The organism is Citrobacter sp. Igbk 14, from assembly GCF_028069825.1.
Lineage (GTDB): Bacteria > Pseudomonadota > Gammaproteobacteria > Enterobacterales > Enterobacteriaceae > Citrobacter.
Window position 1 is genome coordinate 1 of the sequence record NZ_JANEWM010000036.1, and the last position, 23,874, is coordinate 23,874.

The following is a 23,874-nucleotide window of genomic DNA, read 5'->3' on the forward strand; positions in this document are numbered from 1 at the left end:
GCTATAAGCAATATTTTATTATTTTATAAATATGCTTTTAATAAGGGTTTGGCCCATTAGGAGGCGTGTTTTTATAAAGATGATGACAAGAATTTGCTATCACAACACGATTTTGACGCACATACCGCCCTCAGGTTGCCAACAATTTGCCGACACCGCTTTTTATAGTAAGTCTCGAAGTATTCTACGAGCCAGCAAGGAGACCGCTGGTAAAGACACGAACTCTGCTTAGAAGGTGTCACAATGAACGATTCACTAAAAGCGCAATGCATTGCCGAGTTTTTGGGTACCGGGTTATTTTTGTTTTTTGGCATTGGATGCCTGAGCGCCCTGAAAGTAGCCGGTGCCAGTTTAGGGTTGTGGGAAATCTGCATTATATGGGGGCTGGGGATCTCACTGGCAGTTTATCTGACTGCAGGGATCTCGGGTGCACATCTCAATCCCGCTATCACCATCGCACTGTGGCTGTTTGCCTGTTTTCCTGGCCGTAAAGTGTTGCCGTACTCCATTGCTCAGGTGGCTGGTGCCTTTGGTGGCGCTCTGCTCGCCTATTTGTTGTATGGCAGTTTGTTTATCGAGTACGAAACCGCCCACCACATGGTGCGGGGCAGCCTCGAAAGTTTGCAGCTTGCCAGCATATTTAGTACTTATCCTGCCGCTGCACTCAGCGTCTGGCAGGCTGCACTGGTGGAAGTTGTGATTACCTCTATTCTGATGGGAATGATCATGGCGCTCACCGATGATGGCAATGGGATTCCCCGGGGGCCGTTAGCACCACTACTGATCGGTATTCTGGTTGCTGTTCTTGGGGCTTCTACCGGGCCGCTTACCGGATTTGCCATGAATCCGGCTCGTGATTTTGGGCCTAAATTGTTCGCATGGATGGCGGGCTGGGGGGATGTCGCGATGACTGGGGGGCGTGATATTCCTTACTTTATTGTCCCGATCGTGGCACCTATCATTGGTGCTTGTGCGGGGGCAGCAATTTATCGTTACTTTATTGGCAAAAACTTACCGTGTAATAGCTGTAAGCTGGAGGAAAATGAGCGTTAGCTTCACGGAAAATGTTTATTTTTGAAATGTAATAACTGTTTTCGTGATCAGGTTTCCTGAACCGCTTAAAAAGTCTCCCAAGAATGGGAGACTTTTGTTATGTTCGAATACGCCTTTTATCATTGCTTTGGATAGTGAGATGAAAAGCGGATGTAAATAACATGTTTTATTTATAACAATAAATTAACTGAGAGGTTTTATCATGATTTCTGCGAGTGCCCTGAACTCAGAACTCATTAATAAAATCGCACAGGATTTTGCGCAGGCCACCAGTCTGGCTGTTGTGGTTGTCAATATTCACGGTGATGAAATTTCTGAGCTTTTTAATTTCACCCCTTTTTGCCAGTTGATGCGCCAGCATCCTCAACATAGTACGCGATGTCGTATGAGCGATCGCTGTGGGGGACTGGAAGCTTCAAAATCCGATCAACCTTGCATTTATCGCTGCCATGCCGGACTTACCGACTTCTCCATTCCGCTGGTCATTGCGGGACATCTGGTAGGGTTTGTCTTATGTGGTCAGGTGCGCTTAAGTAATGACGTGGGGCTGGTGGATATTCTGAACGTGGACGACCGTTGGCAAGCCGATCCTGAACTGGTGAGTGAATTTCGTAATGTACCGGAAATGGACTATTCGCGGGTTATTGCTTCCGCGGATTTGCTAAAGCTCATTGTAGAAAATTGTCTTAAAAAACAACTGAATTTCGTCGTGATTAAAGACAATCCGCAACAGTCAGAGCCGGTGCGGGCTAATCGTAGTCCGAACCCTCATGACAGTAAAATGAAGAAAGCCTTGCGTTATATTGATGCGCATTTATCGGACGAGCTTCGCCTGGAAGATGTTGCCTCTCATGTTTATCTCAGCCCTTACTATTTCAGCAAATTGTTCAAAAAATATCAGGGGATAGGATTTAACGCATGGGTAAATCAACAGCGAATGGCGAGTGCCAAAGAGTTACTTTGTCATAGCGACTGGAGCATTGCCAGTATCGCGCGAAATTTAGGCTTCTCACAAACCAGTTATTTTTGCAAAGTTTTCCGTCAAACGTACCAGGTTACGCCGCAGGCTTTCCGTCAGCAAATAAATGTCATCTCATCTGAAGAGACAGCTTAAATAGCAATAATTTGCTATTGCCGATTTTTGATATCTTATGCTATGTCAGTCATTATAAAATGAAAAATAACTACAGCAGTCAATAAATTGTCATAGCGCAACAAAATAATAGTATTTGAGGGATAAACTGCACCAGTTTTTATTTTTGTGATGAGATACAGTGTCTGTGTGAAAGACTTTCTTTATTCTTTAATGACGCTTTCATTCAAAAAATGAACATATGAATAAACGGGTTGAGGCCATAACATTGGTTGAATGTACCCGGCAAGATATTAAATTGAATTATTGTCATGAGGTCGTGAATTTGCCTCAAGACACAGAGCCAAATTAAATCGGCTCTTGAACTGACAGGTTTGCCACATTTGTGGTAGGGAAGGGGGTGAGAATCCCCCGCAGCCCCCGCTGCTGTGATGCTGACGACCCCGTATAGACCACTGATCGCAAGATTGGGAAGGACGGGCGAGGACGACGCTAAGCCAGAAGACCTGCCTGTCGGTGACTACCAACAACTTCGGTGGGAAGTGGGTTGCGCAGATGCATACAGTCGAGAGACTGGGTATCTATACACCCCTACCACCCTGAACAGGATCAGGGTATGGCGGCCAGTTTTCACGCATTTGTTCTTGCAGGTACCGGTAGCGGCTGTGGCAAAACCACGGTAACGCTGGGCTTGTTGAGCCTGATGAAAAAGCGCGGTTTACGCGTCCAGCCATGCAAAGTCGGTCCTGATTACCTTGATACTGGCTGGCACACCGCGGTATGCGGCACGGCTTCCCGCAATCTTGATAGCTTCATGCTACCCACCTCTACACTGAATGCCTTATTTTGCGAGCAGATGCAGCACGCGGATATTGCCGTTATCGAAGGCGTTATGGGGTTATATGACGGCTATGGCACAGACCCTGATTACTGCAGTACTGCGGCGATGGCGAAACAGTTGGGTTGCCCGGTCATCTTGCTGGTTGACGGTAAGGCGGTTTCCACTTCGATAGCCGCCACGGTGATGGGATTCCAGCATTTTGATCCCAGTCTGAACATTGCAGGCGTGATTGTTAATCGGGTCAACAGCGAAACACATTACCAGCTACTCAAAGTTGCGATTGAGCGTTATTGCTCCGTGCCTGTATTGGGCTATGTTCCCCGGATGGAGGGCGTCGCGCTCCCTGAGCGTCATTTGGGGCTGGTTACCGCTCGTGAGTCAGTTATCAACCAGCAGCCGTGGCAGGATTTTGCCGCGATGCTGGAACAGACGCTGGATATCGACGCGCTGCTGGCCTTAAGTGCGTCAGACAACCTTCCTGTTGGTGAATGGCCCGCCCTGCCTGCTGCAGACGCAGACGCAGGCGCAGGGTTAACGCTGGCCATTGCTGATGACGAGGCGTTCAACTTTTATTATCCGGATAACATTACGTTACTGGCGCGTACGGGCCTCAACATTGTTCGTTTTAGCCCGCTGCACGATACCTGTTTACCGGACTGCCAGATGATCTGGTTAGGCGGTGGGTATCCGGAACTGCATGCTGCGGCCCTGGCCCGTAATGTCACCATGCTGGAGCAATTGCGAGCGGCACATCAGCGTGGCGTCGCTATTTATGCAGAGTGCGGAGGGTTGATGTATCTCGGTAGCTCGCTGGAGGACAGCAACGGCGATCGCTGGCTAATGGCGGATATCATTCCTGGGCACAGCAAAATGGGCAAACGACTGACCCGGTTTGGCTACTGCGAGGCACAAGCCACACAGCAAACATTGCTGGCAACGACCGGTGAAGTCCTGCGCGGGCATGAATTCCACTATTCCGATTTTACCCCTGAAACTCCGGCGGTGATGAGTTGCCGCAAGGTGCGTGATGGCAAAACGCTGCAGGCCTGGTCAGGCGGATGGCAGGTCGGAAATACCTTCGCCAGCTACCTGCACGTTCATTTTGCCCAGCGCCCCGAAATGCTCAATCACTGGCTGGCCGCTGCGAGGAACGCGCTATGACGATACTTGCATGGTGCGTTGCCTGGCTGCTGGATTTTATCATTGGCGATCCGCAGAACTGGCCTCACCCGGTGCGCTGGATTGGCAACCTTATCTCCGCAGTCCAGCGAGTCATTCGGCGTTATTGCCATCGTGATAGCACGCTGAGAATCGGTGGTGCCGTGATGTGGATCGTGGTGGTTGGTGTGACATGGGGCGTTTCCTGGGGAGTGCTGAGGCTGGCGAATTCCATTCATCCGTGGCTGGGATGGGGCGTAGAGGTGTGGATGATCTTTACCGTGCTGGCGGGGCGTTGTCTGGCGAATGCTGCGCTGGATGTTGAGCGTCCATTGCGTGCCAATAATCTCGCCGAAAGTCGGGAAAAACTCTCCTGGATTGTGGGACGTGATACCTCACAGCTGCAACCAAAACAGATCAACCGCGCCGTGGTGGAAACCGTGGCGGAAAACACCGTTGACGGCATCATCGCGCCGCTGTTCTTTCTCTTACTGGGCGGTGCACCGCTGGCGATGGCCTACAAAGCGGTGAATACCCTCGATTCAATGGTGGGGTACAAACATGAAAAATACCGTGCTATCGGCATGGTCAGCGCCCGTCTGGACGATGTTGCTAATTTTATTCCGGCAAGACTGAGCTGGTTGTTGCTGGGTGTGGCGGCGTTTTTATGCCGCCAGGACGGCGCACGCGCTTTGCAGATTGGCTGGCGTGATCGCTACAACCATAGCAGCCCAAACTGCGCGTGGTCGGAAGCTGCTGTGGCCGGCGCATTAGGTATTCGCCTCGGGGGACCCAATGACTACTTCGGCGAGCGCGTTGAGAAACCGTGGATTGGCGATCAACAACGAGACATTTCTGTAGACGACATTTCCCAAACGATTCGATTGATGTGGGTAGCATCGACCCTGGCACTGGCGCTTTTTATTGCGCTGCGCTGGCTGTGGGTCGGTGTCGCCTGAGGACAACAAAATGCACTATATCCAGCAACCTCAAGCGATTGAGGCCAAAAGTTTCGACATCATTGGTGAGATTATCAGTGAAACCCGCCCGGATTATGAGTTTGCCAGTCCGTTGCATGAAGCCATCATCAAGCGGGTGATCCACACCACCGCGGATTTCGACTGGCTGGACATTCTGTGGTTTTCCAGCGGTGTACTGGAACAATTTTGCGCAGCATTGAGTCGCCCGAGCGTGATTTATACCGATACCACGATGGCGCTTTCCGGGATCAACAAAACCCTGCTGGCAAAATTCGGTGGCGAATGCCGCTGTTACATCAGCGACCCACGCGTGGTGCGGGCAGCAAAAGAACAGGGGATCACGCGTTCAATGGCTGCAGTCGACATTGCCGTGAAGGAAGAAGGCGAAAAACTGTTTGTCTTTGGCAATGCGCCAACCGCGTTGTTCCGACTGCTGGAACATGATGCACCTGTCAGCGGTGTGGTTGGCGTACCGGTAGGATTTGTTGGCGCAGCGGAGTCGAAAGACGCACTGACACAAAGTCATCTGCCCGCCATTGCCGCATTAGGCCGCAAAGGCGGCAGTAACGTCGCTGCCGCTATCGTCAACGCCATGCTTTATCACATGCAGGGGGCGCGATGAGCGACCAGTCCTTCGATACGCCAGTGTGGCACAACGGTAAAGCGCTGCGTAAAGGGTACACCACGGGATCGTGTGCGACGGCGGCGGCAAAAGTCGCTGCGTTGATGGTGCTGCGCCAGCATCTGATCCATCAGGTTTCCATTGTGACGCCTTCCGGGGTGACGTTATGCCTGAACGTGGAGTCACCGCATATCGAAGGGCAGCAGGCGATTGCCGCCATCCGCAAAGATGGTGGTGATGATGTGGACGCCACGCATGGGATGCTGATCTTTGCCCGCGTGACGTTAGACGATAGCAAAGAAATTGTCTTACAGGGCGGTGAAGGTGTCGGGACGGTGACCCGTAAAGGGATTGGTTTGCCGGTGGGCAGTTCGGCGATTAACCGGACACCTCGTCAGACCATTGAGTCCGCAGTACGTGAAGCGATTGGACCAAATCGTGGGGCAAACATCGAGATTTTTGCGCCTGAAGGTGAAGAACGGGCGCAAAAAACCTACAACTCGCGCCTGGGGATTCTGGGCGGTATTTCGATCATTGGAACCACGGGCATTGTTACGCCGATGTCGGAAGAGAGCTGGAAACGTTCGCTATCGCTGGAGCTGGAGATCAAACGTGCGGCAGGGCTGGATCGCGTCGTACTGGTACCGGGTAATCACGGCGAACGTTTTGTGCGTGAACAGATGGGGATCGACACACAGGTTGTGGTCACTATGAGCAACTTTGTCGGTTACATGATTGAAGAAGCGGTGCGCCTGGGATTCCGCCAGATCGTGCTGGTGGGCCACCCCGGCAAACTTATCAAAATCGCGGCAGGGATCTTCCATACCCACAGTCATATCGCTGATGCCCGCATGGAAACGCTGGTGGCTCACCTCGCATTACTTGGCGCGCCGTTGGAACTGCTGACGCTGGTCAGCGACTGTGACACGACCGAAGCTGCGATGGAACATATCGAAGCATACGGTTTTCAACACATTTACAACCATTTGGCGAAGCGTATTTGTATGCGCGTCCTGCAAACCCTGCGTTTTACGAAAAATCCCCCGACCTGCGACGCCATCATGTTCTCTTTTGATAATCAGGTCCTCGGCAGCAATCGTCCGGTCGCGGAGATCGCAGAGGAGATGGAATGTTAACTGTTGTTGGGATGGGACCCGCTGGGTTGCATTTGATGACGCCGGTGGCGCGCGACGCGGTTGCAAAGGCTGATGTGCTGGTCGGTGGTAAGCGGCATCTGCAGCAGTTCCCGGATTTTGCCGGTGAACGGTTTGCTCTTGGCGCCAATATTCCGGAGCTATTGAACTGGATAGGCGAACATCAGGCGCGAAACGTGGTGGTACTGGCCTCAGGCGACCCGCTGTTCTACGGCATTGGCACGCGGATGGTGGCGCATTTTGGTATTGAAAATGTGCGCATTATTCCCGGTATTAGCGCCGTTCAGTATCTGTGTGCACAAGCTGGTATTGATATGAACGACATGTGGCTCACCAGTAGCCACGGTCGCAGTGTCTGTTTTGATGAACTGGCGCGACACAACAAGGTTGCGATGGTGACTGATGCGCTGTGTGGCCCGCGTGAAATTGCACAGCAGTTGGTGGCCAGAGGCAAAGGACATCGCTGGATGGTGATTGGCGAAAACCTGGCGATGGACAATGAGCGTATCCACTGCCTGCCTGTGAGCAAAATTACAGCCGACTATGACATGAATGCAGTGGTGATCCTCGATGAAAGATGAGCTTTTTCTACGTGGAGAGAAAGTGCCGATGACCAAAGAAGCGGTACGTGCACTCGCCCTCTCAAAACTTGAATTACACCGCGCCAGCCATCTGATTGATATCGGCGCGGGAACCGGCAGCGTGTCGATTGAGGCGGCGTTGCAATATCCGGGGCTGCGTATCACGGCGATCGAGCGTAATCCGGATGCACTCAGGCTGCTGGACGAAAACCGTCAGCATTTTGCCTGCGCAAACATCGATATTTTTCCCGGTATCGCGCCGATGACGATTGCGGAAAAAGCCGATGCCATTTTCATGGGTGGTAGCGGCGGCCATCTGACCGATCTGATCGACTGGTCAATGCGTCAGTTACATCCCGCAGGGCGATTGGTGATGACATTTATCCTTCAGGAAAACCTGAACACCGCTCTGGCTCATCTGGACCACCTTGGCATTCAGGGTGTGGATTGCCTGCAACTGCAGGTTTCCTCACTTGCCACGCTGGGTAGTGGTCACTATTTCAAACCGAATAACCCCGTATTTGTTATCGCCTGTCAGAAGGAAGGAACCCATGTCTGAGATTTTTGATCCCCGTAGTGTGTGGTTTGTTGGCGCAGGTCCTGGCGATCGCGAGCTGATTACCCTCAAAGGTTACCGGTTGCTCCAGCAGGCACAGGTGGTTATCTATGCCGGATCGCTGATTAACACTGAATTACTGGAATATTGCCCGGCCGGAGCGGAATGTCATGACAGCGCCGAACTGCATCTGGAGCAGATCCTTGATCTGATGGAAGCGGGTGTGAAAGCCGGTAAAACCGTCGTGCGTCTGCAAACCGGTGATGTTTCCTTGTATGGCTCTGTGCGTGAGCAAGGCGAAGAGCTGACCAAACGCGGGATCGACTGGCAGGTGGTGCCTGGCGTTAGCGCATTCCTGGGTGCGGCTGCGGAGTTGGGCGTCGAGTATACCGTACCGGAAGTGTCGCAGAGTCTCATCATTACCCGTCTGGAAGGTCGCACGCCGGTACCGGAACGTGAACAACTGGAGTCGTTTGCCAGTCACCAGACATCGATGGCGATTTATCTTTCCGTCCAACGTATCCACCGGGTTGCTGAGCGTCTGATTGAAGGCGGTTACCCGGCGGCCACGCCAGTGGCGGTGATCTACAAGGCAACCTGGCCGGAAAGTCAGACCGTGCGCGGTACCCTGGCAGATATTGGCGACAAAGTTCGCGACGCAGGGATCCGTAAAACGGCGCTCATTCTGGTCGGTAACTTCCTGGGCTCGGAGTATCACTACTCCAAACTCTATGCGGCGGATTTTAGCCATGAATACCGTAAAGCCTGAATCACTCGCGCTATTTTGCCTGACCCCCGGCGGCGTTGCGCTTGCTAAACGTCTGGCGGCGATGCTGCCGGTAACCTGTTTCACCAGTGAAAAACTGCTGGAGGAGGGATTTATTCCTTTCGACAACGGTTTTGCTAACACCGCGCGCGATGCGTTTGCGAATTACTCAGCGCTGATTTTTATCGGTGCAACCGGCATTGCCGTGCGTGTGCTGGCTCCGCTGGTCAACGACAAATTTTGCGATCCGGCGGTGGTGGTCATCGATGAACGTGCCCAGCATGTCATTAGCCTGCTCTCCGGTCATGCGGGGGGCGCTAACGCACTGGCGCGTTATCTGGCGGGAATGCTGGGGGCTGACCCGGTCATTACTACCGCGACGGATGTTAACGATATGGCGGCGCTGGACACGCTGGCGTTTCAATTAAATGCCCGTATGAATGATTTCCGCTCGGCGGTCAAAATCGTTAACCAGATGCTGGTCAGCAACAAACGGGTTGGTCTGTGGTGGGACGACGAACTGGCACAGGACGTCAGCCATTGCGACCGCCGTGGATTTATCACGGTGACCGATCTCAATCAGCTTCCTGAACTGGATGCGCTGATTTGTATTACCTTGCGCAACAATCTGCCTGAGCTGCCCGTTGTGCACTGGAAGCTGGTACCGCAGCGAGTGGTTGCCGGAATTGGCTGTCGTCGGGATACGCCGTTCCCATTGTTAGCTACGCTGCTGGCACGCCAACTCGAAGCCCAACGCTTCGACCCACTGGCGTTAAAAGCAATTGGCAGCATCACGCTGAAAAAAGACGAACAGGGGCTTATCCAGCTGGCCTCCTGTTGCCGCGTGCCTTTCGAAACCTTTACCGCTGACGCGCTGCGTGAGCATGAACACCGTTTTCCGGCCTCATCGTTTGTACGCAAAACGGTGGGTACAGGAAGCGTTTCCGGTCCTGCAGCCTGGCTGCTGAGCCACGGACAACTGTTAGGCGAGACCCTGCGCGAACAGGGCGTCACGATCACTTTGGGAGTTTCACACTGATGTTAAGCGTAATTGGAATTGGCCCTGGCTCGCAGGCAATGATGACCATGGAAGCCGTTGAAGCTCTCCAGGCGGCGGAAATCATTGTTGGCTATAAAACCTACACCCATCTGGTAAAGGCGTTCACCGGCGATAAGCAGGTGATCAAAACCGGGATGTGCAAAGAGATTGAACGTTGCCAGGCCGCAATCGAACTGGCGCAGGCTGGCCACAACGTGGCGCTGATTAGCAGCGGCGACGCCGGGATTTACGGTATGGCCGGGCTGGTGCTTGAGCTGGTCAGCAAGCAAAAGCTGGATGTTGAGGTTCGGCTGATCCCTGGGATGACGGCAAGTATTGCCGCCGCCTCATTGCTTGGCGCACCGCTGATGCACGATTTTTGCCATATCAGCCTGAGTGACCTGCTAACGCCGTGGCCGGTAATTGAAAAACGCATTATTGCCGCCGGTGAAGCTGACTTCGTTATCTGTTTCTACAACCCGCGCAGTCGCGGTCGTGAAGGACATCTGGCGCGTGCATTTGAACTGCTTTCCGCCAGCAAGAGCGCCCAAACACCCGTAGGTATCGTGAAGTCGGCCGGTCGTAAAAAGCAGGAAAAATGGCTGACTACGCTCGGTGATATGGATTTTGAGCCAGTGGATATGACCAGTTTGGTGATTGTCGGCAACAAAACCACCTACGTACAGGATGGGCTGATGATTACACCACGGGGTTATGTGCTGTGAATTACGGTGATGTGCTGGTTATGGGCGGCACCAGTGATGCGCGCATGCTGTGCCAGCAACTGGATGCGGCAAATGTCGCGTACACCCTGTCGGTGGCGACGCCGACAGGTAAGCAACTGGCAGGTGACATCAAAGGTCAGGTTCGCTGCGGGCGTCTGGAGCGCGAACAAATGATTGCCTGGTTGCAGGAAAACCGGACGCGCTGGGTGATCGACGCCTCGCATCCGTATGCCGAAGTGGTGAGCCGCAACATCATGAACGCCTGTGAAGCGGCCGGTGTGTTGTTGAGCCGCTATCAGCGGCCTGAACAGTTGAGTGATTTAACTCACCCGCATTTGCACACCGTACAGAGCATCCAGCAAGCATGTGAAACAGCACGTCGTTTTGGCGAACGCGTGTTGCTGACGACCGGCAGTAAAGATTTGGCTATCTGGCGTGCAGGCTTGCCTGAAAAAACGCTGCTGGCACGCGTACTGCCTGTGCCAGAGGTGATTCAACAGTGCGCGGATCTGGGTTTTGGCGTCGGTGAAATCTTCGCACTGTGCGGGCCGTTTAGCGCGGAGTTCAACGCCGCGTTTTATCGCCAGTGTCGGGCGGATGTGATGATCACCAAAGCGTCAGGCGCGGAAGGGGGTTATCAGGAAAAAGTTCAGCCCTGTCTGGATGCAGGTATTCCCTGCATCGTGATTACACGCCCGGCACCGTTGGTGACGGGAGAAGAATTACTGGAAAGTCAGGCCGCATTTGGGGCGCGTTTAACGCGCTGGCTGGCCGCTGCTTAAGGAGTAAGAGATGAAAAAGGCGCTTCTGGTGGTCAGCTTTGGCACCAGCTATCACGACACCTGCGAGAAGAATATTGTGGCCTGCGAGCGCGATCTTGCGGCCAGTTGTCCCGACCGCGATCTGTTCAGGGCATTTACCTCCGGGATGATCATCCGCAAGCTCAAACAGCGGGACGGTATTGAGATCGATACGCCGCTGCAGGCGCTGCAAAAGCTGGCGGAGCAGGGGTATCAGGATGTGGCTATTCAGTCGCTGCACATCATTAATGGTGACGAATACGAGAAAATTGTTCGTGAAGTCCAAAGTATGCGCCCGCTGTTTTCACGTCTGACTCTGGGGGTGCCGCTGTTGAGCAGTCACGATGATTACGCACAACTGATGCTGGCGCTGCAACAGCAGATGCCGCCGTTAGGTGAGCGTGAAAAAGTCGTGTTTATGGGCCACGGTGCCAGTCATCACGCGTTTGCTGCTTATGCCTGTCTCGATCACATGATGACAGCGCAGCGCTTCCCGGCTCGCGTAGGTGCAGTGGAAAGCTACCCGGAAGTAGAGGTGCTGATCGAAAGCTTAGGTCAGGAAGGTGTGACGGCGGTTCATCTTATGCCGCTAATGCTGGTTGCAGGCGATCACGCTATCAATGATATGGCCTCTGATGAAGAGGACTCGTGGAAAACGTTGTTTAACGCAGCAGGCATTCCGGCTACGCCATGGCTCAGCGGTCTGGGTGAGAATCCGGCGGTTCGTGCCATGTTTGTCGCCCATTTACAGCAAGCGCTGAGCGTAGCGCTGGAGGAAGCAGCATGAGTGGCAAATTGTATGCACTGAGCACCGGGCCCGGTGCTGCCGATCTGGTCACCGTGCGTGCAGCACGCACCCTTGGGACGCTGGATATTCTCTATGCGCCGGCCGGGCGTAAAGGTGGCGATAGTCTGGCGTTGTCGATCGTACGTGAGTATATCGGTCAGCAAACTGAAGTTCGCTGCTGCCATTTCCCGATGAGTGCCGATAGTGCTGAAAAAGAGGCTGTCTGGGATGAGGTCGCTGCTGCGTTGGTACAGGAAGTGGAAGCGGGCAAGCAGGTTGGTTTTATTACCCTCGGCGATGCCATGTTATTCAGTACCTGGATCTTTTTACTCCAGCGTATTGGTCATCCAGACTGGTTAGAAATTGTCCCCGGCGTCACCTCGTTTGCCGCGATTGCAGCACGTTCAAAAACGCCGCTTGCCATGGAGCAACAGTCCCTGGCGGTGGTCTCCTGTACCGCGCCGGAAAGTGAAATCCAGCACGCATTAACACAACATGACAGCCTGGTGTTGATGAAGGTGTACGGTCGTTTTGCGCGCATCAAAGCGCTGCTGCAACAAGAAGGCTTGCTGGACTGTGCATTGATGATGTCTGAAGCCACGCTGCCAGGTGAGCAGTGCTGGCGCCATCTGAATGAAGTGAGCGACGATCAGCCGCTACCTTATTTCTCAACCATTCTGGTTAATAAACAGTGGGAGTATGCACAATGAAGCTTGAACAACAGCTCAAACAGCTGTCTTTCAGCGGGTTAGCTGCGGCACTATTACTGATGATTGTTCCTGAGCAGGCGTTTGCGATGCACATTATGGAAGGCTTTTTGCCACCGATGTGGGCGCTGGCCTGGTGGCTGCTGTTTCTACCTTGCCTGTGGTACGGGTTAGTGCGTCTGCGTCAAATCGTGCAGGAAGATAACCACCAGAAAGTCCTGCTGGCCCTGTGTGGCGCCTTCATTTTTGTCCTGTCGGCGCTAAAAATACCTTCCGTTACCGGGAGCTGCTCACATCCGACAGGGGTGGGGCTGGCGGTTATCCTGTTCGGGCCGGGGGTGGTGGCGATTCTTGGGGCAATCGTCTTGCTGTTCCAGGCGCTGTTACTGGCCCACGGCGGTTTGACAACGCTTGGCGCGAACGGGATGTCGATGGCGGTAATCGGCCCGGTTGTTGGATATATGGTGTGGAAGATGGCCTGTCGCGCGGGGTTCCGTCGTGATGTTTGCGTCTTCCTGTGCGCCATGCTGGCAGACCTCGTTACCTATTTCGTCACCTCTGTGCAGTTGGGCGTCGCCTTCCCGGATCCCTCTGCGGGGGCGATGGGATCAATTATCAAATTTATGGGTATTTTCTGTCTGACGCAGGTTCCAATTGCGATCGCTGAGGGGCTGCTAACCGTGATGATTTATGACCAGTTAACCAAACGCCAGTTGATTACCGCACAAGGACATTAACGATGAAAAAGACGCTGATTTTATTAGGGATGGTCGTTGCGCTGGTGGTCCTGCCGTTTTTCATCAACCACGGCGGAGAATACGGCGGTTCGGACGGTGAAGCGGAAAGCCAGATTCAGGCTATCGCGCCACATTATGAGCCGTGGTTCCAGCCATTGTATGAACCTGCAAGCGGTGAAATCGAAAGCCTGCTGTTTACGCTACAGGGTTCGTTGGGGGCTGCCGTGATTTTCTATATCCTGGGGTATACCAAGGGCAGGCAGCGCCGTGATGACCGGGCTTGACAGACTGAGCTACCAGAGCCGCTGGTTTCATGTCTCACCGCAGCGAAAATTCTTGCTCTGGCTGGTGATGATGATTCTGGCCTTTACTCTGCCCCCGCTGGGGCAGGGTATCGAGATGTTGCTGATAGCGGCGCTCAGTTGCTGGCTGTTGCGGGTTTCTTTCTGGCGCTGGTGTCGTTGGATGGCGTTACCGTTTGGCTTTTTGCTGGTGGGCGTCGTGACGATTTTGTTTAGCGTCAGCCGCGACCCGCATACATTACTGGCCAGCGTACCCGTGGGCAGTTTCTGGCTGGGGATCACTTCATCGGGCATTCACACGGCCAATGAAACGTTCTGGCGAAGCCTTGCGGCGCTGGCTGCTACGTTCTGGCTGGTGCTGAATTTACCGTTTCCGCAGTTAATTATTCTGCTCAAACGTGCACGTGTTCCACGACTGATGACCGAGCTGATTCTGCTGACCTGGCGATTTATTTTTATCCTGTTAGACGAGGCACTCGCCATTCATCGCGCACAAACGCTGCGTTTTGGTTATCGTAGCTTGCCGTTGGGCTATCGCTCTTTGGCGATGCTGGTGGGACTATTGTTTACCCGCGTGTTGATCCGTTATCAGCAAATGACCACCACACTGGATATCAAACTGTATCAGGGTGATTTTCACCTGTAAGGAAAAGTATGCTTGCCACCTCAGCGCTTTGGTTTCGCTACCAGGATGACCCGATTCTCAAAGGGTTAACGCTGGACTTTTCTCAACATGCCGTCACCGGACTGGTGGGGGCCAATGGCTGCGGGAAGTCCACGTTGTTTATGAACCTGAGCGGTTTACTGCGCCCACAACAGGGGGCGGTGATGTGGCAAGGAAAACCACTGGATTACAGCAAGCGCGGCCTGCTGGCGTTACGTCAGCAGGTAGCAACGGTATTTCAGGACCCCGATCAGCAAATCTTTTATACCGATATCGACAGTGACATCGCGTTTAGCCTGCGTAATCTGGGCGTGGACGAGGCTGAAATTGCCCGTCGGGTGGACGATGCGCTTACGCTGGTCGATGCGCAACATTTTCGTCATCAGCCCATTCAGTGTCTCAGCCACGGACAAAAAAAGCGCGTGGCGATTGCGGGGGCGCTGGTGCTGCAAGCGCAGTATTTGTTACTGGATGAACCCACCGCCGGTCTCGACCCATCAGGGCGTACGCAGATGATCGAGATTATCAAACGCATCGTGGCGCAAGGAAATCATGTGGTTATTTCCAGCCATGATATCGATCTCATCTATGAAGTCAGCGATGCGGTGTACGTTTTACGTCGCGGAGAAGTGCTGACGCACGGTACGCCGGGTGACGTGTTCGCCCGTACCGATCTTATTGAACAAGCTGGGTTAACTCCGCCATGGTTGGTGAAATTGCACACCGAGCTGGGCTTCCCGCTGTGTAAAACAGAGGCTGAATTTTTTAGCTGTATGCGAAAGAACGCACTGAAGGAGGCGTCATGACGCAGGCAATAATGTTGCAGGGAACGGCATCTGATGTTGGCAAAAGCGTGCTCGTCGCCGGACTGTGTCGTATTTTTTATCAGGATGGATTGCGTACCGCGCCGTTCAAATCGCAGAACATGGCGTTGAACTCTGGCATTACGCCGGAAGGAAAGGAGATGGGGCGCGCGCAAATATTTCAGGCTGAGGCGGCAGGGATAACGCCGGATGTTCGTATGAATCCGGTGTTGCTTAAACCGACCAGCGATCGTAAAGCACAGGTCGTGTTGATGGGCAAAGTGGCAACTGATATGGATGCGGTCAGTTACCACGAGTATAAACCGCGGCTGCGTGAACAGATTATTTCTGTTTATAACAGTCTGGCGCAGGAGTTTGATGTTGTCGTGCTGGAAGGGGCGGGCAGCCCGGCAGAAATCAACCTGCGCGATCGCGATATCGTCAATATGGGGATGGCGGAGATGGCGCGCTGCCCGGTCGTTCTGGTGGCGGATATCGATCGTGGTGGGGTATTCGCTTCCATTTACGGCACACTGGCGCTGCTGCACGACCATGAACGCGCCAGAGTCAAAGGGGTCATCATCAACAAGTTTCGCGGTGATGTGGCGTTGTTGCACTCCGGCATTGAACAAATTGAGGCGCTGACCGGCGTTCCGGTGTTGGGCGTGATGCCATGGCTGGATGTGGATCTCGAAGATGAAGATGGCGTAGCACTGCAAAAAGGGAAGTACGTACGCACGGATAAGCGAGATATTGAGATAGCCGTAGTCCAACTGCCACATATTTCTAACTTTACTGACTTCAACGCGCTTGCCGCTCAACCGGATGTTCGTGTGCGCTATGTGCGCCACCCGGAGGAGCTGGTGGGAGCCGATCTGGTGATCCTGCCGGGCAGTAAAAATACGCTGGGCGATCTGGTCTGGTTACGTGAAAGCGGTATAGCCCACAGCGTGTTGCAATTACACCGTCAGCGCGTACCAGTAATCGGAATTTGCGGTGGCTATCAGATGCTCGGGGACACCATCATTGATGATGTTGAGTCAGGACTCGGCACGCTGCCGGGGCTCGGGCTGCTGAATATCGTGACCCATTTTGCCCAGCATAAAACGACGACCCAGGTGGCAGGGGTGATGTCTGCCAGGCTGCCGGACTGGCTGGCGGGTGTTGCGGAGCTATCCGTACGCGGCTATGAAATTCATATGGGTGAAACGCAATTAACAGATGACTGCCAGCCCGTCATGACGCTGCATAAAAACGGTGGTGCTATGGCTGATGGTGCGGTGAGCGCAGACGGACTGGTATTGGGCACCTATCTGCACGGTCTGTTTGACAGTGATGAATTCACCCGTGCGCTGGTCAACGGCCTGCGTGAACGCAAAGGGCTAACCGCGCTGGATTCCACTTTCCAATACGCGCAATATAAATCGCAGCAGTTTGATCTGCTGGCGGATGCGATGCGACAACACATCGATATTGAGAAAATTTATACCATCATGCAGCAGCACCGGGAGCCCGTATGATGATTCTGGTGACGGGCGGTGCCCGCAGCGGAAAAAGTCGACATGCGGAAGCGTTAATTGCCGATTCCCCGCAGGTGCTGTATATCGCCACATCGCAGATTTTTGATGAGGAGATGGCAGCACGTATTCAGCACCATCGCGATGGGCGTCCCGCACACTGGCGTACTGCTGAGCGTTGGCAACATCTTGATGAGCTGATCACGGCGGCGAACGATCCGCAGGAAGCCATTCTGCTGGAGTGCATCACCACGATGGTGACCAACCAGTTGTTTGCGCTGGGCGGTGACAGCGATCCTGACAGTTGGGATTATGCGGCGATGGAGCGGTCCATCGAAGATGAAATCCGTTCGTTGATCGCAGCCTGTCAGCGCTGCCCCGCAAAGGTGGTGCTGGTCACTAACGAAGTGGGAATGGGGATCGTTCCGGAGAACCGTCTGGCACGGCATTTTCGCGATATTGCCGGACGTGTTAACCAACGCCTGGCGGCGGCAGCGGATGAGGTCTGGCTGGTGGTATCAGGAATTGGAGTCAAAATTAAATGAGTAAGTTGTTCTGGGCAATGCTCTCTTTTATCAGTCGGTTGCCCGTTCCAACGCGCTGGTCGCAAGGGCTGGATTTTGAGCATTATTCACGCGGTATCGTCATGTTCCCCCTTATAGGTGTTGTGCTGGGGGGACTGACGGGGCTGGTCTTTATGGTGCTGCAACCCTGGTGTGGTATTCCTCTGGCCGCCCTGTTTGCCGTGCTGGCGCTGGCGCTGCTGACCGGCGGTTTTCACCTTGATGGACTGGCGGATACCTGTGACGGCATTTTTTCTGCACGTCGACGCGAACGGATGCTGGAAATCATGCGCGACAGTCGACTCGGGACTCATGGCGGACTGGCGCTGATCTTTGTGCTACTGGCCAAAGTGCTGGTGGTGAGCGAACTGGCGCTGCGCGGGACGCCGATGCTGGCGGCACTGGCTGCAGCCTGCGTCGCTGGGCGGGGTAGCGCTGTTTTGCTGATGTATCGACACCGTTATGCCCGCGAAGAAGGGCTGGGAAATGTCTTTATTGGCAAAGTTACCGGACGACAAACCTGTGTCACGTTGGGGTTCACGGCGATCCTGGCGGCCGTCCTGCTTCCTGGCATGCGCGGTGTGGCAGCACTGGTTGTTACGTTGGTGGCGATCTTCATTCTTGGGCAGTTATTAAAACGCACGTTAGGTGGGCAAACCGGCGATACGCTGGGTGCGGCCATTGAACTTGGCGAGTTGGTTTTCCTGCTGGCTCTGCTTTGAGTCAGTCAACATACTGGAACCCTTATGCAGACTTTATCCTCTTTACTTCACGCGATCCCTTCACCCGATAGCGCTGCAATGTTGCGCGCGCAGCAACATATTGATGGCCTGCTTAAGCCGCCGGGAAGCCTTGGGCGACTCGAATCTCTCGCTGTGCAACTGGCCGGTATGCCAGGCCTGAAAGGCGTGCCGCATGTCGGGGGGAAAGCGATGCTGGTGATGTGCGCCGACCACGGCGTGTGGGATGAAGGTGTTGCTGTTTCGCCTAAGATCGTTACGGCGATTCAGGCGGCCAATATGACGCGCGGAACGACCGGTGTCTGTGTGCTGGCCGCTCAGGCTGGTGCAAAGGTGCATGTGATTGATGTGGGAATTGACGCCGAACTCATTCCTGGCGTAGTGAACATGCGCGTAGCGCGCGGTTGCGGCAATATTGCACAAGGGCCGGCAATGCGTCGCTCACAAGCCGAAGAGCTGCTGCTGGAAGTGATTCGGTATACCCGAGAACTGGCGGATGATGGCGTAACATTGTTTGGCGTCGGTGAGCTTGGCATGGCAAATACCACTCCTGCGGCTGCGATTGTCAGTGTGTTAACCGGTAGCGATGCAGAGGATGTGGTGGGTATTGGTGCTAACCTTCCACTCTCGAGGGTAGGCAATAAGGTTGATGTTGTTCGCCGGGCCATTGCCGTCAACCAGCCGGACAGCCGTGATGGTATTGATGTGCTGGCAAAAGTGGGTGGTTTTGATCTTGTCGGAATGGCGGGGGTGATGTTAGGTGCGGCGTCTTGTGGTCTGCCGGTCATTCTGGATGGTTTCCTGTCTTATTCAGCGGCACTGGCTGCCTGTCAGATAGCGCCGGAGATTAAACCTTATCTGATCCCGTCGCATTTCTCCGCCGAGAAGGGCGCTCGTACTGCACTGGCGCACCTGGAACTGGAGCCGTATCTCAACATGGGAATGCGTTTAGGCGAAGGCAGTGGTGCCGCGCTGGCGATGCCCATTGTTGAAGCTGCCTGCGCGATGTATAGCAATATGGGGCAGTTAGCTGCCAGTAATATTGTATTACCGGATGGCAAAGAAGCGTAGCCGCTCACGACCCCCGCTTTATGGCGGGGCTTTTTATGTGCATTCTCGTCGTAACCCCCTAAAACAGATAAAAAAGCTATACTTAACGGATATATGTTGCGACGAAGGAAAGGAAAAAGATGCGTCGTGTAAAACTGCTGTGTGCTTTTGTTATGCTGCTCGCGAGTCAGGGATCGCAGGCGGTGAGCTACCCATTGCCTCCTGAGGGCAGCCGTCTGGTGGGAAGCCCTCTGACGATAACGATTCCCGCTGGTAACACTCAGCCCCTGGAGGCTTTTGCCGCACAGTATGGACAGGGATTGAGCAACATGCTCGAAGCCAATCCTGGTGTGGATGTGTTTCTGCCGAAGTCGGGTTCCACACTGGTGGTGCCACAACAATTAATCTTACCTGATACCGTACGTGAAGGCATCGTTATCAACGTCGCGGAAATGCGGCTCTACTATTACCCTGAGGGTGCTAATACGGTAGAGGTGTTACCTATTGGTATTGGGCAGGCAGGAAGAGAAACTCCGCGCAACTGGGTCACGGCGGTCGAACGTAAACAGGAAGCACCAAGCTGGACGCCCACGGCAAATACCCGGCGGGAGTATGCTGCTCGTGGGGAAAGCTTACCGGCGTTTGTGCCTGCCGGGCCAGACAATCCGATGGGATTGTACGCTATCTATATCGGCAGGTTGTACGCCATTCATGGTACTAATGCCAACTTCGGTATTGGGCTACGCGTGAGCCAGGGCTGTATCCGTCTGCGTAATGACGACATCAAATACCTGTTTGATACTGTGCCGGTTGGCACGCGTGTTCAGATTATTGACCGACCGGTAAAATTCAGCACCGAGCCAGACGGTAGCCATTGGGTTGAAGTTCATGAACCGCTGTCCCGCAATCGCTCCGAATATGAATCTGACAGAAAGGTTCCGCTGCCCGTCACCCCCGTTTTGCGTACTTTTATCAGCGGGAATGACGTGGATGTAAATCGTGGGAATCAGGCACTGGAACGCCGTTCCGGGATGCCGGTGAATATCAGTCTGATGCAGACACATTAGCGATGTCACCACGCGGCTCTTTCTTAGCCCTGGCTATGGTGGGCCGCCTTTTTAAGCTGATACTGACCCATTTTCACAAAACCGATATGGTCCGCCATCAACTGAGCTTCATGCTCGCTGTGGGTAACCAGCAGTGCGGTCTGGCCGGCAGCCCGTAAAATATCACGGACCTCATTACCAAGGCGCTCGCGTGTGCGCTTATCCAGGCTGGAGAAGGGCTCATCCAGCAGTAAAATTTCTGGGTGTGGCGCCAGCGCGCGGGCTAACGCGATGCGCTGCTGCTGCCCGCCAGAAAGCTCATGGGGGTAATGGTTAGCATGACTGTGCAATTCCACCATTTTCAACAGCTCCGTCACTCTGGCCTGTTGCGCTTCGCGTGGCATACGCCGTAAACCGAAGGCCACGTTTTGTTGTGCTGTCAGATGGGGAAATAAGGCGTATTCCTGAAAGACCATGCCGACATGACGTTTTTCCGGTGGCAAATGAACGCCGGGGCCAGCGATACGCCGCTCTGAGACATAGATTTCTCCACACTGCAGTCGTTCAAAACCGGCAACTGCACGCAACACCGTTGTTTTCCCACAGCCTGAAGCGCCAAGCAGACAAGCAATTTCCCCTTTGTGTACCGACATTGAGAATCCGGTCAGGACCGGTTGCTGACTGTTGCCGTAGGCAACGTGCACGTCCTGGAGTCGTAATGCGATTTCTGACATTGTTGCTCTCTTAACCACGGCGAGTCATCTGGTGACGCACCAACAATATAACGGGCAGTGTACCTGCTAAAACAATCAGCAGCGCGGCAATCGCGCCTTCTTCATAGGTTCCGCGGGCGGCTTCTGCATACAGCAGAGTGGCCAGCGTTTCGAAATTTACCGGGCGCAACAGCAGCGTTGTTGGCAGTTCTTTCATCGCATCGGCAAAAACCAGCAATGCACTGCTCACTAATGCCGGACGCAGTAACGGAAAATGAACGCGGGCAAATGTTCCGGCACCGTTTTCGCCGAGCAAGCGTGAAGCCTGTTCGAGTGACGGCGGAATGCGGCCCAGACCGGAGTCCAGTGCACCGATGGCAATTGCCTGGAAGCGCATCGCGCAGCAAATGACCAACAAAATACCGGCAGACATCAGCGGTAACCCGCGAATATCCAGTAAGTCGGCCAGCCAACGATCGACAGCCATCGCTGGGGGCAAAAAACCAATCGCCAGAATCGTTCCGGGCACCGCATAACCGAGGGAGGCCAGACGCATCACGCCACGACGAAAGCCTGGCATCGCGTTGTCTGCCGCGCTATGGCGTGCGCTCCAGGCGACCAGCAAGCTGACGCAAATCACCACCAGCGTGGTGCCTGCTGCCAGCAAGAGCGTATTTTGTAATGCTGAAAGCAACGAGGCGGACAGTGGGCTCGTGTCCCCTAAGCGTTTGGCACTTTCCCACATCAAAAAGAGAACCGGGGCCACAAAGCCCAATATAACGGGTAGCGAAATGACAGCGCCAAGTAGCCAGCCACGCCAGCCGTGCACGCGAGTAGGTTGGATTTCCCGCAGGCTGCGGCTGCTGAACCCTTGCTTTCTGCGTCCGTAAAATTCCAGCGTCAGAATGAAGAAGATAAACATCAGCATCATGCAGGCGATTTGTGCAGCGGCGGATAAATCAGAGCGAGAGATCCACGTAGTGTAGACGGTGACGGTTAGCGTTTGTACGCCGAGGAACTCCGATGCACCAATATCGTTGAGCGTTTCCAGAAGTGCCAGGCTGATGCCGACAGCCAGTGCCGGGCGCGCCATTGGCAGGGCGACACGGAAGAACGTCCCGGTAGCGCTACATCCCAGCGTGCGGGCAGCCTCCAGTAAATGGGCCGGCTGACTGATAAAGGTGGCGCGGGTCGTCAGATAGACGTAAGGGTAGAGCACTAAACCGAGCAAAATAATCGCGCCGGCAAGCGAGCGCAAATCCGGTAGCCGGAACTGTCGTGGACTGTCAAAGCCCAGCAGGAAGCGGATAAAGGTTTGCAGAGGGCCGATCGGATGCAGCAGATCGAGCCAGGCAAAGGCGACGATGTAGGTTGGCATCGCCAGCGGCAGCAGCAACGCCCAACTGAGGATCTTACGTCCAGGAAAGTCCCATGCTGTGACGGCCCAGGCGCTGCCTACGCCAATCACGCCAACCAACACGGCAACACCGGCTAACAGCAGCACGGTATTTTTTAATGCTGCAGGTAGCACAAACGTAATGAGATTGTCCCAGTGCGATAAATCCGACTGGGTAGCTTGCCAGATAAGCGCAATGATGGGAGTCAGGACGCCAAGCGCAATGCAAAGCGCCCCAAGGTGCAACGGCGTTAATAATGACTGCGGCCCGGAAACCAGGCCGCGTAACGTCGGAAACTGCAGAAGTTTATTGATCGAATCCAACTTTATCTACCAGCAGACTTGCTTGTTTACGGTATTTCACGATTTCGGTTAGCGGAATTTTATCGACGTCGATCTCACCAATTGTCGCGTTGATCACTGGGTCGAGAGTGACACCTTTCAGTACCGGGTATTCGAAGTTCGCTTTCGCGTACTGCTGCTGGGCAGGTGCGGAAACCAGATATTCCATCAGCTTAACGGCATCGGCTTTATTGGGGGCATAGCGTGCTACTGCAGCGCCGCTGATATTGACGTGCGTGCCACCATTTTCAAAGGTTGGCTTAACGACTTTAATTGCATCGCCCCACTGACGTGCATCGCTGCCTTCTTTGGCATTTTTCATATGGCCGACGTAATAGGAGTTCGCCAGGCCAATATCGCAAATACCCCCGAGGATATCGCGGGCAACGTCACGGTCGCCGCCAGTCGCTTTACGTGCCAGATTCGCTTTCACGCCACGCAGCCATTCTTCCGTTTTTGCTTCACCGTGATGCGCGATCATGGCGGCAATCAATGCAGTGTTATACGGGTGTTGTCCGGAACGGATACAGACTTTACCTTTGTACTCAGGGTTGGCGAGTTGCTCGTAATGCCAGTTATCGATTGGCATTGACTTCTCGGCGTACAACACACGCGCACGCATTGACAGCGCAAACCACTGGTTATCTGCACCGCGGAGATTGGCCGGAATCGCCGCTTTCAGTGCTTCTGACTCCACGGGTTGTGTCACACCCGCTTCGACTAAATCGATAAGGTTCCCGGCGTCAACGGTCATCAGCAGGTCGGCAGGGGAGTTTTTACCTTCCGCTTTAACACGCTCAAGCATGCCGTCCTTGATATAGACCGTGCTGACTTTTATACCGCTGGTTTTCGTCCAGCTATCAAGCAGGGGCTGAATCAGACCCGGTTCACGGGTGGTATACAGCGTTAACGCATCCTGAGCGAAAGCCGGCAGGCTGACAGAGAGGATCAGAGCAGAAGCAAGCGTGATACGGCGCAGTCCAGTGCGAGGCAGAGCATTCATCGTTTATATCCCAGCGTAATTGGAACGTACAGTGACCCGAGCAGGGGCTCATTTTTTTGCCTGCGTACAATAAATGATAATCACTAGCAATTACAATCATTGCAAAGTGTAAATAATTTACATTTACATAACTTTA

The 23,874-nt window shown here is 53.9% G+C and carries 26 protein-coding genes and 1 riboswitch; of the genes, 23 read left to right on the forward strand and 3 right to left on the reverse strand.

The genetic code is table 11. From position 1 onward, the window contains the following. Positions 1-243: 243 nt before the first annotated feature. From pduF to ldtA, 23 genes are all read left to right on the forward strand, one after another. Entirely contained in the window at positions 244-1,053 is an 810-nt protein-coding gene (gene pduF / locus NNN64_RS14680; RefSeq protein WP_048211992.1) for a propanediol diffusion facilitator PduF, read from the forward strand. Between the two features lie 202 nt (positions 1,054-1,255). After that, on the forward strand, positions 1,256-2,167 hold the full coding sequence (gene pocR / locus NNN64_RS14685; protein WP_005123057.1) for a transcriptional regulator PocR: 912 nt from the start codon (positions 1,256-1,258) through the stop codon (positions 2,165-2,167). A gap of 332 nt (positions 2,168-2,499) precedes the next feature. Further along, positions 2,500-2,674: riboswitch (cobalamin riboswitch) on the forward strand. An 88-nt stretch (positions 2,675-2,762) separates the two neighbouring features. Next, entirely contained in the window at positions 2,763-4,148 is a 1,386-nt protein-coding gene (locus NNN64_RS14690) for a cobyrinate a,c-diamide synthase (RefSeq protein ID WP_271441826.1), read from the forward strand. Beyond that, the gene (cbiB, locus tag NNN64_RS14695) at positions 4,145-5,104 is read left to right on the forward strand and encodes an adenosylcobinamide-phosphate synthase CbiB (RefSeq protein ID WP_271441827.1); all 960 of its coding nucleotides are present in this window, start codon (positions 4,145-4,147) and stop codon (positions 5,102-5,104) included. The genes NNN64_RS14690 and cbiB overlap by 4 nt, the downstream gene beginning before the upstream one ends. Positions 5,105-5,114: 10 nt before the next feature. Beyond that, positions 5,115-5,747, forward strand: a complete 633-nt coding sequence (locus tag NNN64_RS14700; RefSeq protein WP_271441828.1) for a cobalt-precorrin-8 methylmutase — start codon at positions 5,115-5,117, stop codon at positions 5,745-5,747. Next, a complete protein-coding gene (gene cbiD / locus NNN64_RS14705) occupies positions 5,744-6,883 on the forward strand; it encodes a cobalt-precorrin-5B (C(1))-methyltransferase CbiD (protein ID WP_137382362.1) in 1,140 nt (379 codons plus the stop codon). Before NNN64_RS14700 ends, cbiD begins: the two co-directional genes overlap by 4 nt. Then, the gene (locus NNN64_RS14710; RefSeq protein WP_271441829.1) at positions 6,877-7,482 is read left to right on the forward strand and encodes a cobalt-precorrin-7 (C(5))-methyltransferase; all 606 of its coding nucleotides are present in this window, start codon (positions 6,877-6,879) and stop codon (positions 7,480-7,482) included. The genes cbiD and NNN64_RS14710 overlap by 7 nt, the downstream gene beginning before the upstream one ends. Beyond that, on the forward strand, positions 7,472-8,041 hold the full coding sequence (locus NNN64_RS14715) for a decarboxylating cobalt-precorrin-6B (C(15))-methyltransferase (protein ID WP_137382360.1): 570 nt from the start codon (positions 7,472-7,474) through the stop codon (positions 8,039-8,041). The genes NNN64_RS14710 and NNN64_RS14715 overlap by 11 nt, the downstream gene beginning before the upstream one ends. Then, positions 8,034-8,807, forward strand: a complete 774-nt coding sequence (locus NNN64_RS14720; RefSeq protein ID WP_005123046.1) for a cobalt-precorrin-4 methyltransferase — start codon at positions 8,034-8,036, stop codon at positions 8,805-8,807. Before NNN64_RS14715 ends, NNN64_RS14720 begins: the two co-directional genes overlap by 8 nt. Continuing rightward, positions 8,788-9,843 (forward strand): cobalt-precorrin 5A hydrolase, encoded by a 1,056-nt coding sequence (cbiG, locus tag NNN64_RS14725; protein WP_271441830.1) that lies wholly within the window; start codon positions 8,788-8,790, stop codon positions 9,841-9,843. Before NNN64_RS14720 ends, cbiG begins: the two co-directional genes overlap by 20 nt. After that, on the forward strand, positions 9,843-10,568 hold the full coding sequence (locus NNN64_RS14730; protein WP_048211983.1) for a precorrin-3B C(17)-methyltransferase: 726 nt from the start codon (positions 9,843-9,845) through the stop codon (positions 10,566-10,568). The genes cbiG and NNN64_RS14730 overlap by 1 nt, the downstream gene beginning before the upstream one ends. Then, the gene (locus NNN64_RS14735; protein ID WP_202038918.1) at positions 10,565-11,350 is read left to right on the forward strand and encodes a cobalt-precorrin-6A reductase; all 786 of its coding nucleotides are present in this window, start codon (positions 10,565-10,567) and stop codon (positions 11,348-11,350) included. Before NNN64_RS14730 ends, NNN64_RS14735 begins: the two co-directional genes overlap by 4 nt. Positions 11,351-11,360: 10 nt before the next feature. After that, positions 11,361-12,155, forward strand: a complete 795-nt coding sequence (gene cbiK / locus NNN64_RS14740; protein WP_271441831.1) for a sirohydrochlorin cobaltochelatase — start codon at positions 11,361-11,363, stop codon at positions 12,153-12,155. Then, entirely contained in the window at positions 12,152-12,865 is a 714-nt protein-coding gene (locus NNN64_RS14745) for a cobalt-factor II C(20)-methyltransferase (RefSeq protein ID WP_271441832.1), read from the forward strand. The genes cbiK and NNN64_RS14745 overlap by 4 nt, the downstream gene beginning before the upstream one ends. Beyond that, on the forward strand, positions 12,862-13,599 hold the full coding sequence (gene cbiM / locus NNN64_RS14750; RefSeq protein ID WP_271441833.1) for a cobalt ECF transporter S component CbiM: 738 nt from the start codon (positions 12,862-12,864) through the stop codon (positions 13,597-13,599). The genes NNN64_RS14745 and cbiM overlap by 4 nt, the downstream gene beginning before the upstream one ends. 2 nt (positions 13,600-13,601) lie before the next feature. Further along, entirely contained in the window at positions 13,602-13,883 is a 282-nt protein-coding gene (locus NNN64_RS14755; RefSeq protein WP_137382353.1) for an energy-coupling factor ABC transporter substrate-binding protein, read from the forward strand. Beyond that, entirely contained in the window at positions 13,870-14,547 is a 678-nt protein-coding gene (locus NNN64_RS14760; RefSeq protein ID WP_271441858.1) for an energy-coupling factor ABC transporter transmembrane protein, read from the forward strand. The genes NNN64_RS14755 and NNN64_RS14760 overlap by 14 nt, the downstream gene beginning before the upstream one ends. Positions 14,548-14,555: 8 nt before the next feature. After that, a complete protein-coding gene (locus NNN64_RS14765) occupies positions 14,556-15,371 on the forward strand; it encodes an energy-coupling factor ABC transporter ATP-binding protein (RefSeq protein WP_202038912.1) in 816 nt (271 codons plus the stop codon). After that, positions 15,368-16,888, forward strand: a complete 1,521-nt coding sequence (locus tag NNN64_RS14770) for a cobyric acid synthase (protein WP_271441834.1) — start codon at positions 15,368-15,370, stop codon at positions 16,886-16,888. The genes NNN64_RS14765 and NNN64_RS14770 overlap by 4 nt, the downstream gene beginning before the upstream one ends. Continuing rightward, the gene (gene cobU / locus NNN64_RS14775; RefSeq protein WP_271441835.1) at positions 16,885-17,430 is read left to right on the forward strand and encodes a bifunctional adenosylcobinamide kinase/adenosylcobinamide-phosphate guanylyltransferase; all 546 of its coding nucleotides are present in this window, start codon (positions 16,885-16,887) and stop codon (positions 17,428-17,430) included. The genes NNN64_RS14770 and cobU overlap by 4 nt, the downstream gene beginning before the upstream one ends. Beyond that, on the forward strand, positions 17,427-18,170 hold the full coding sequence (gene cobS / locus NNN64_RS14780; protein ID WP_271441836.1) for an adenosylcobinamide-GDP ribazoletransferase: 744 nt from the start codon (positions 17,427-17,429) through the stop codon (positions 18,168-18,170). Before cobU ends, cobS begins: the two co-directional genes overlap by 4 nt. Positions 18,171-18,194: 24 nt before the next feature. Further along, positions 18,195-19,259, forward strand: a complete 1,065-nt coding sequence (gene cobT / locus NNN64_RS14785; protein WP_040231946.1) for a nicotinate-nucleotide--dimethylbenzimidazole phosphoribosyltransferase — start codon at positions 18,195-18,197, stop codon at positions 19,257-19,259. Between the two features lie 119 nt (positions 19,260-19,378). Then, on the forward strand, positions 19,379-20,305 hold the full coding sequence (gene ldtA, locus NNN64_RS14790; protein ID WP_271441837.1) for a L,D-transpeptidase: 927 nt from the start codon (positions 19,379-19,381) through the stop codon (positions 20,303-20,305). A gap of 23 nt (positions 20,306-20,328) precedes the next feature. On the opposite strand, the gene NNN64_RS14795 is transcribed toward ldtA, so the two are convergent. From NNN64_RS14795 to NNN64_RS14805, 3 genes are read right to left on the reverse strand one after another with little or no spacing between them, the layout of a single operon-like run. Then, the gene (locus tag NNN64_RS14795; RefSeq protein ID WP_271441838.1) at positions 20,329-21,018 is read right to left on the reverse strand and encodes an ABC transporter ATP-binding protein; all 690 of its coding nucleotides are present in this window, start codon (positions 21,016-21,018) and stop codon (positions 20,329-20,331) included. 10 nt (positions 21,019-21,028) lie between these two features. After that, positions 21,029-22,717 carry an ABC transporter permease gene (locus tag NNN64_RS14800; RefSeq protein ID WP_271441839.1) on the reverse strand — a complete coding sequence of 563 codons (1,689 nt, stop codon included), beginning with the start codon at positions 22,715-22,717 and terminating at the stop codon, positions 21,029-21,031. Further along, positions 22,701-23,738 carry an extracellular solute-binding protein gene (locus NNN64_RS14805; protein ID WP_271441840.1) on the reverse strand — a complete coding sequence of 346 codons (1,038 nt, stop codon included), beginning with the start codon at positions 23,736-23,738 and terminating at the stop codon, positions 22,701-22,703. The genes NNN64_RS14800 and NNN64_RS14805 overlap by 17 nt, the downstream gene beginning before the upstream one ends. Between the last annotated feature and the right edge of the window lie 136 nt (positions 23,739-23,874).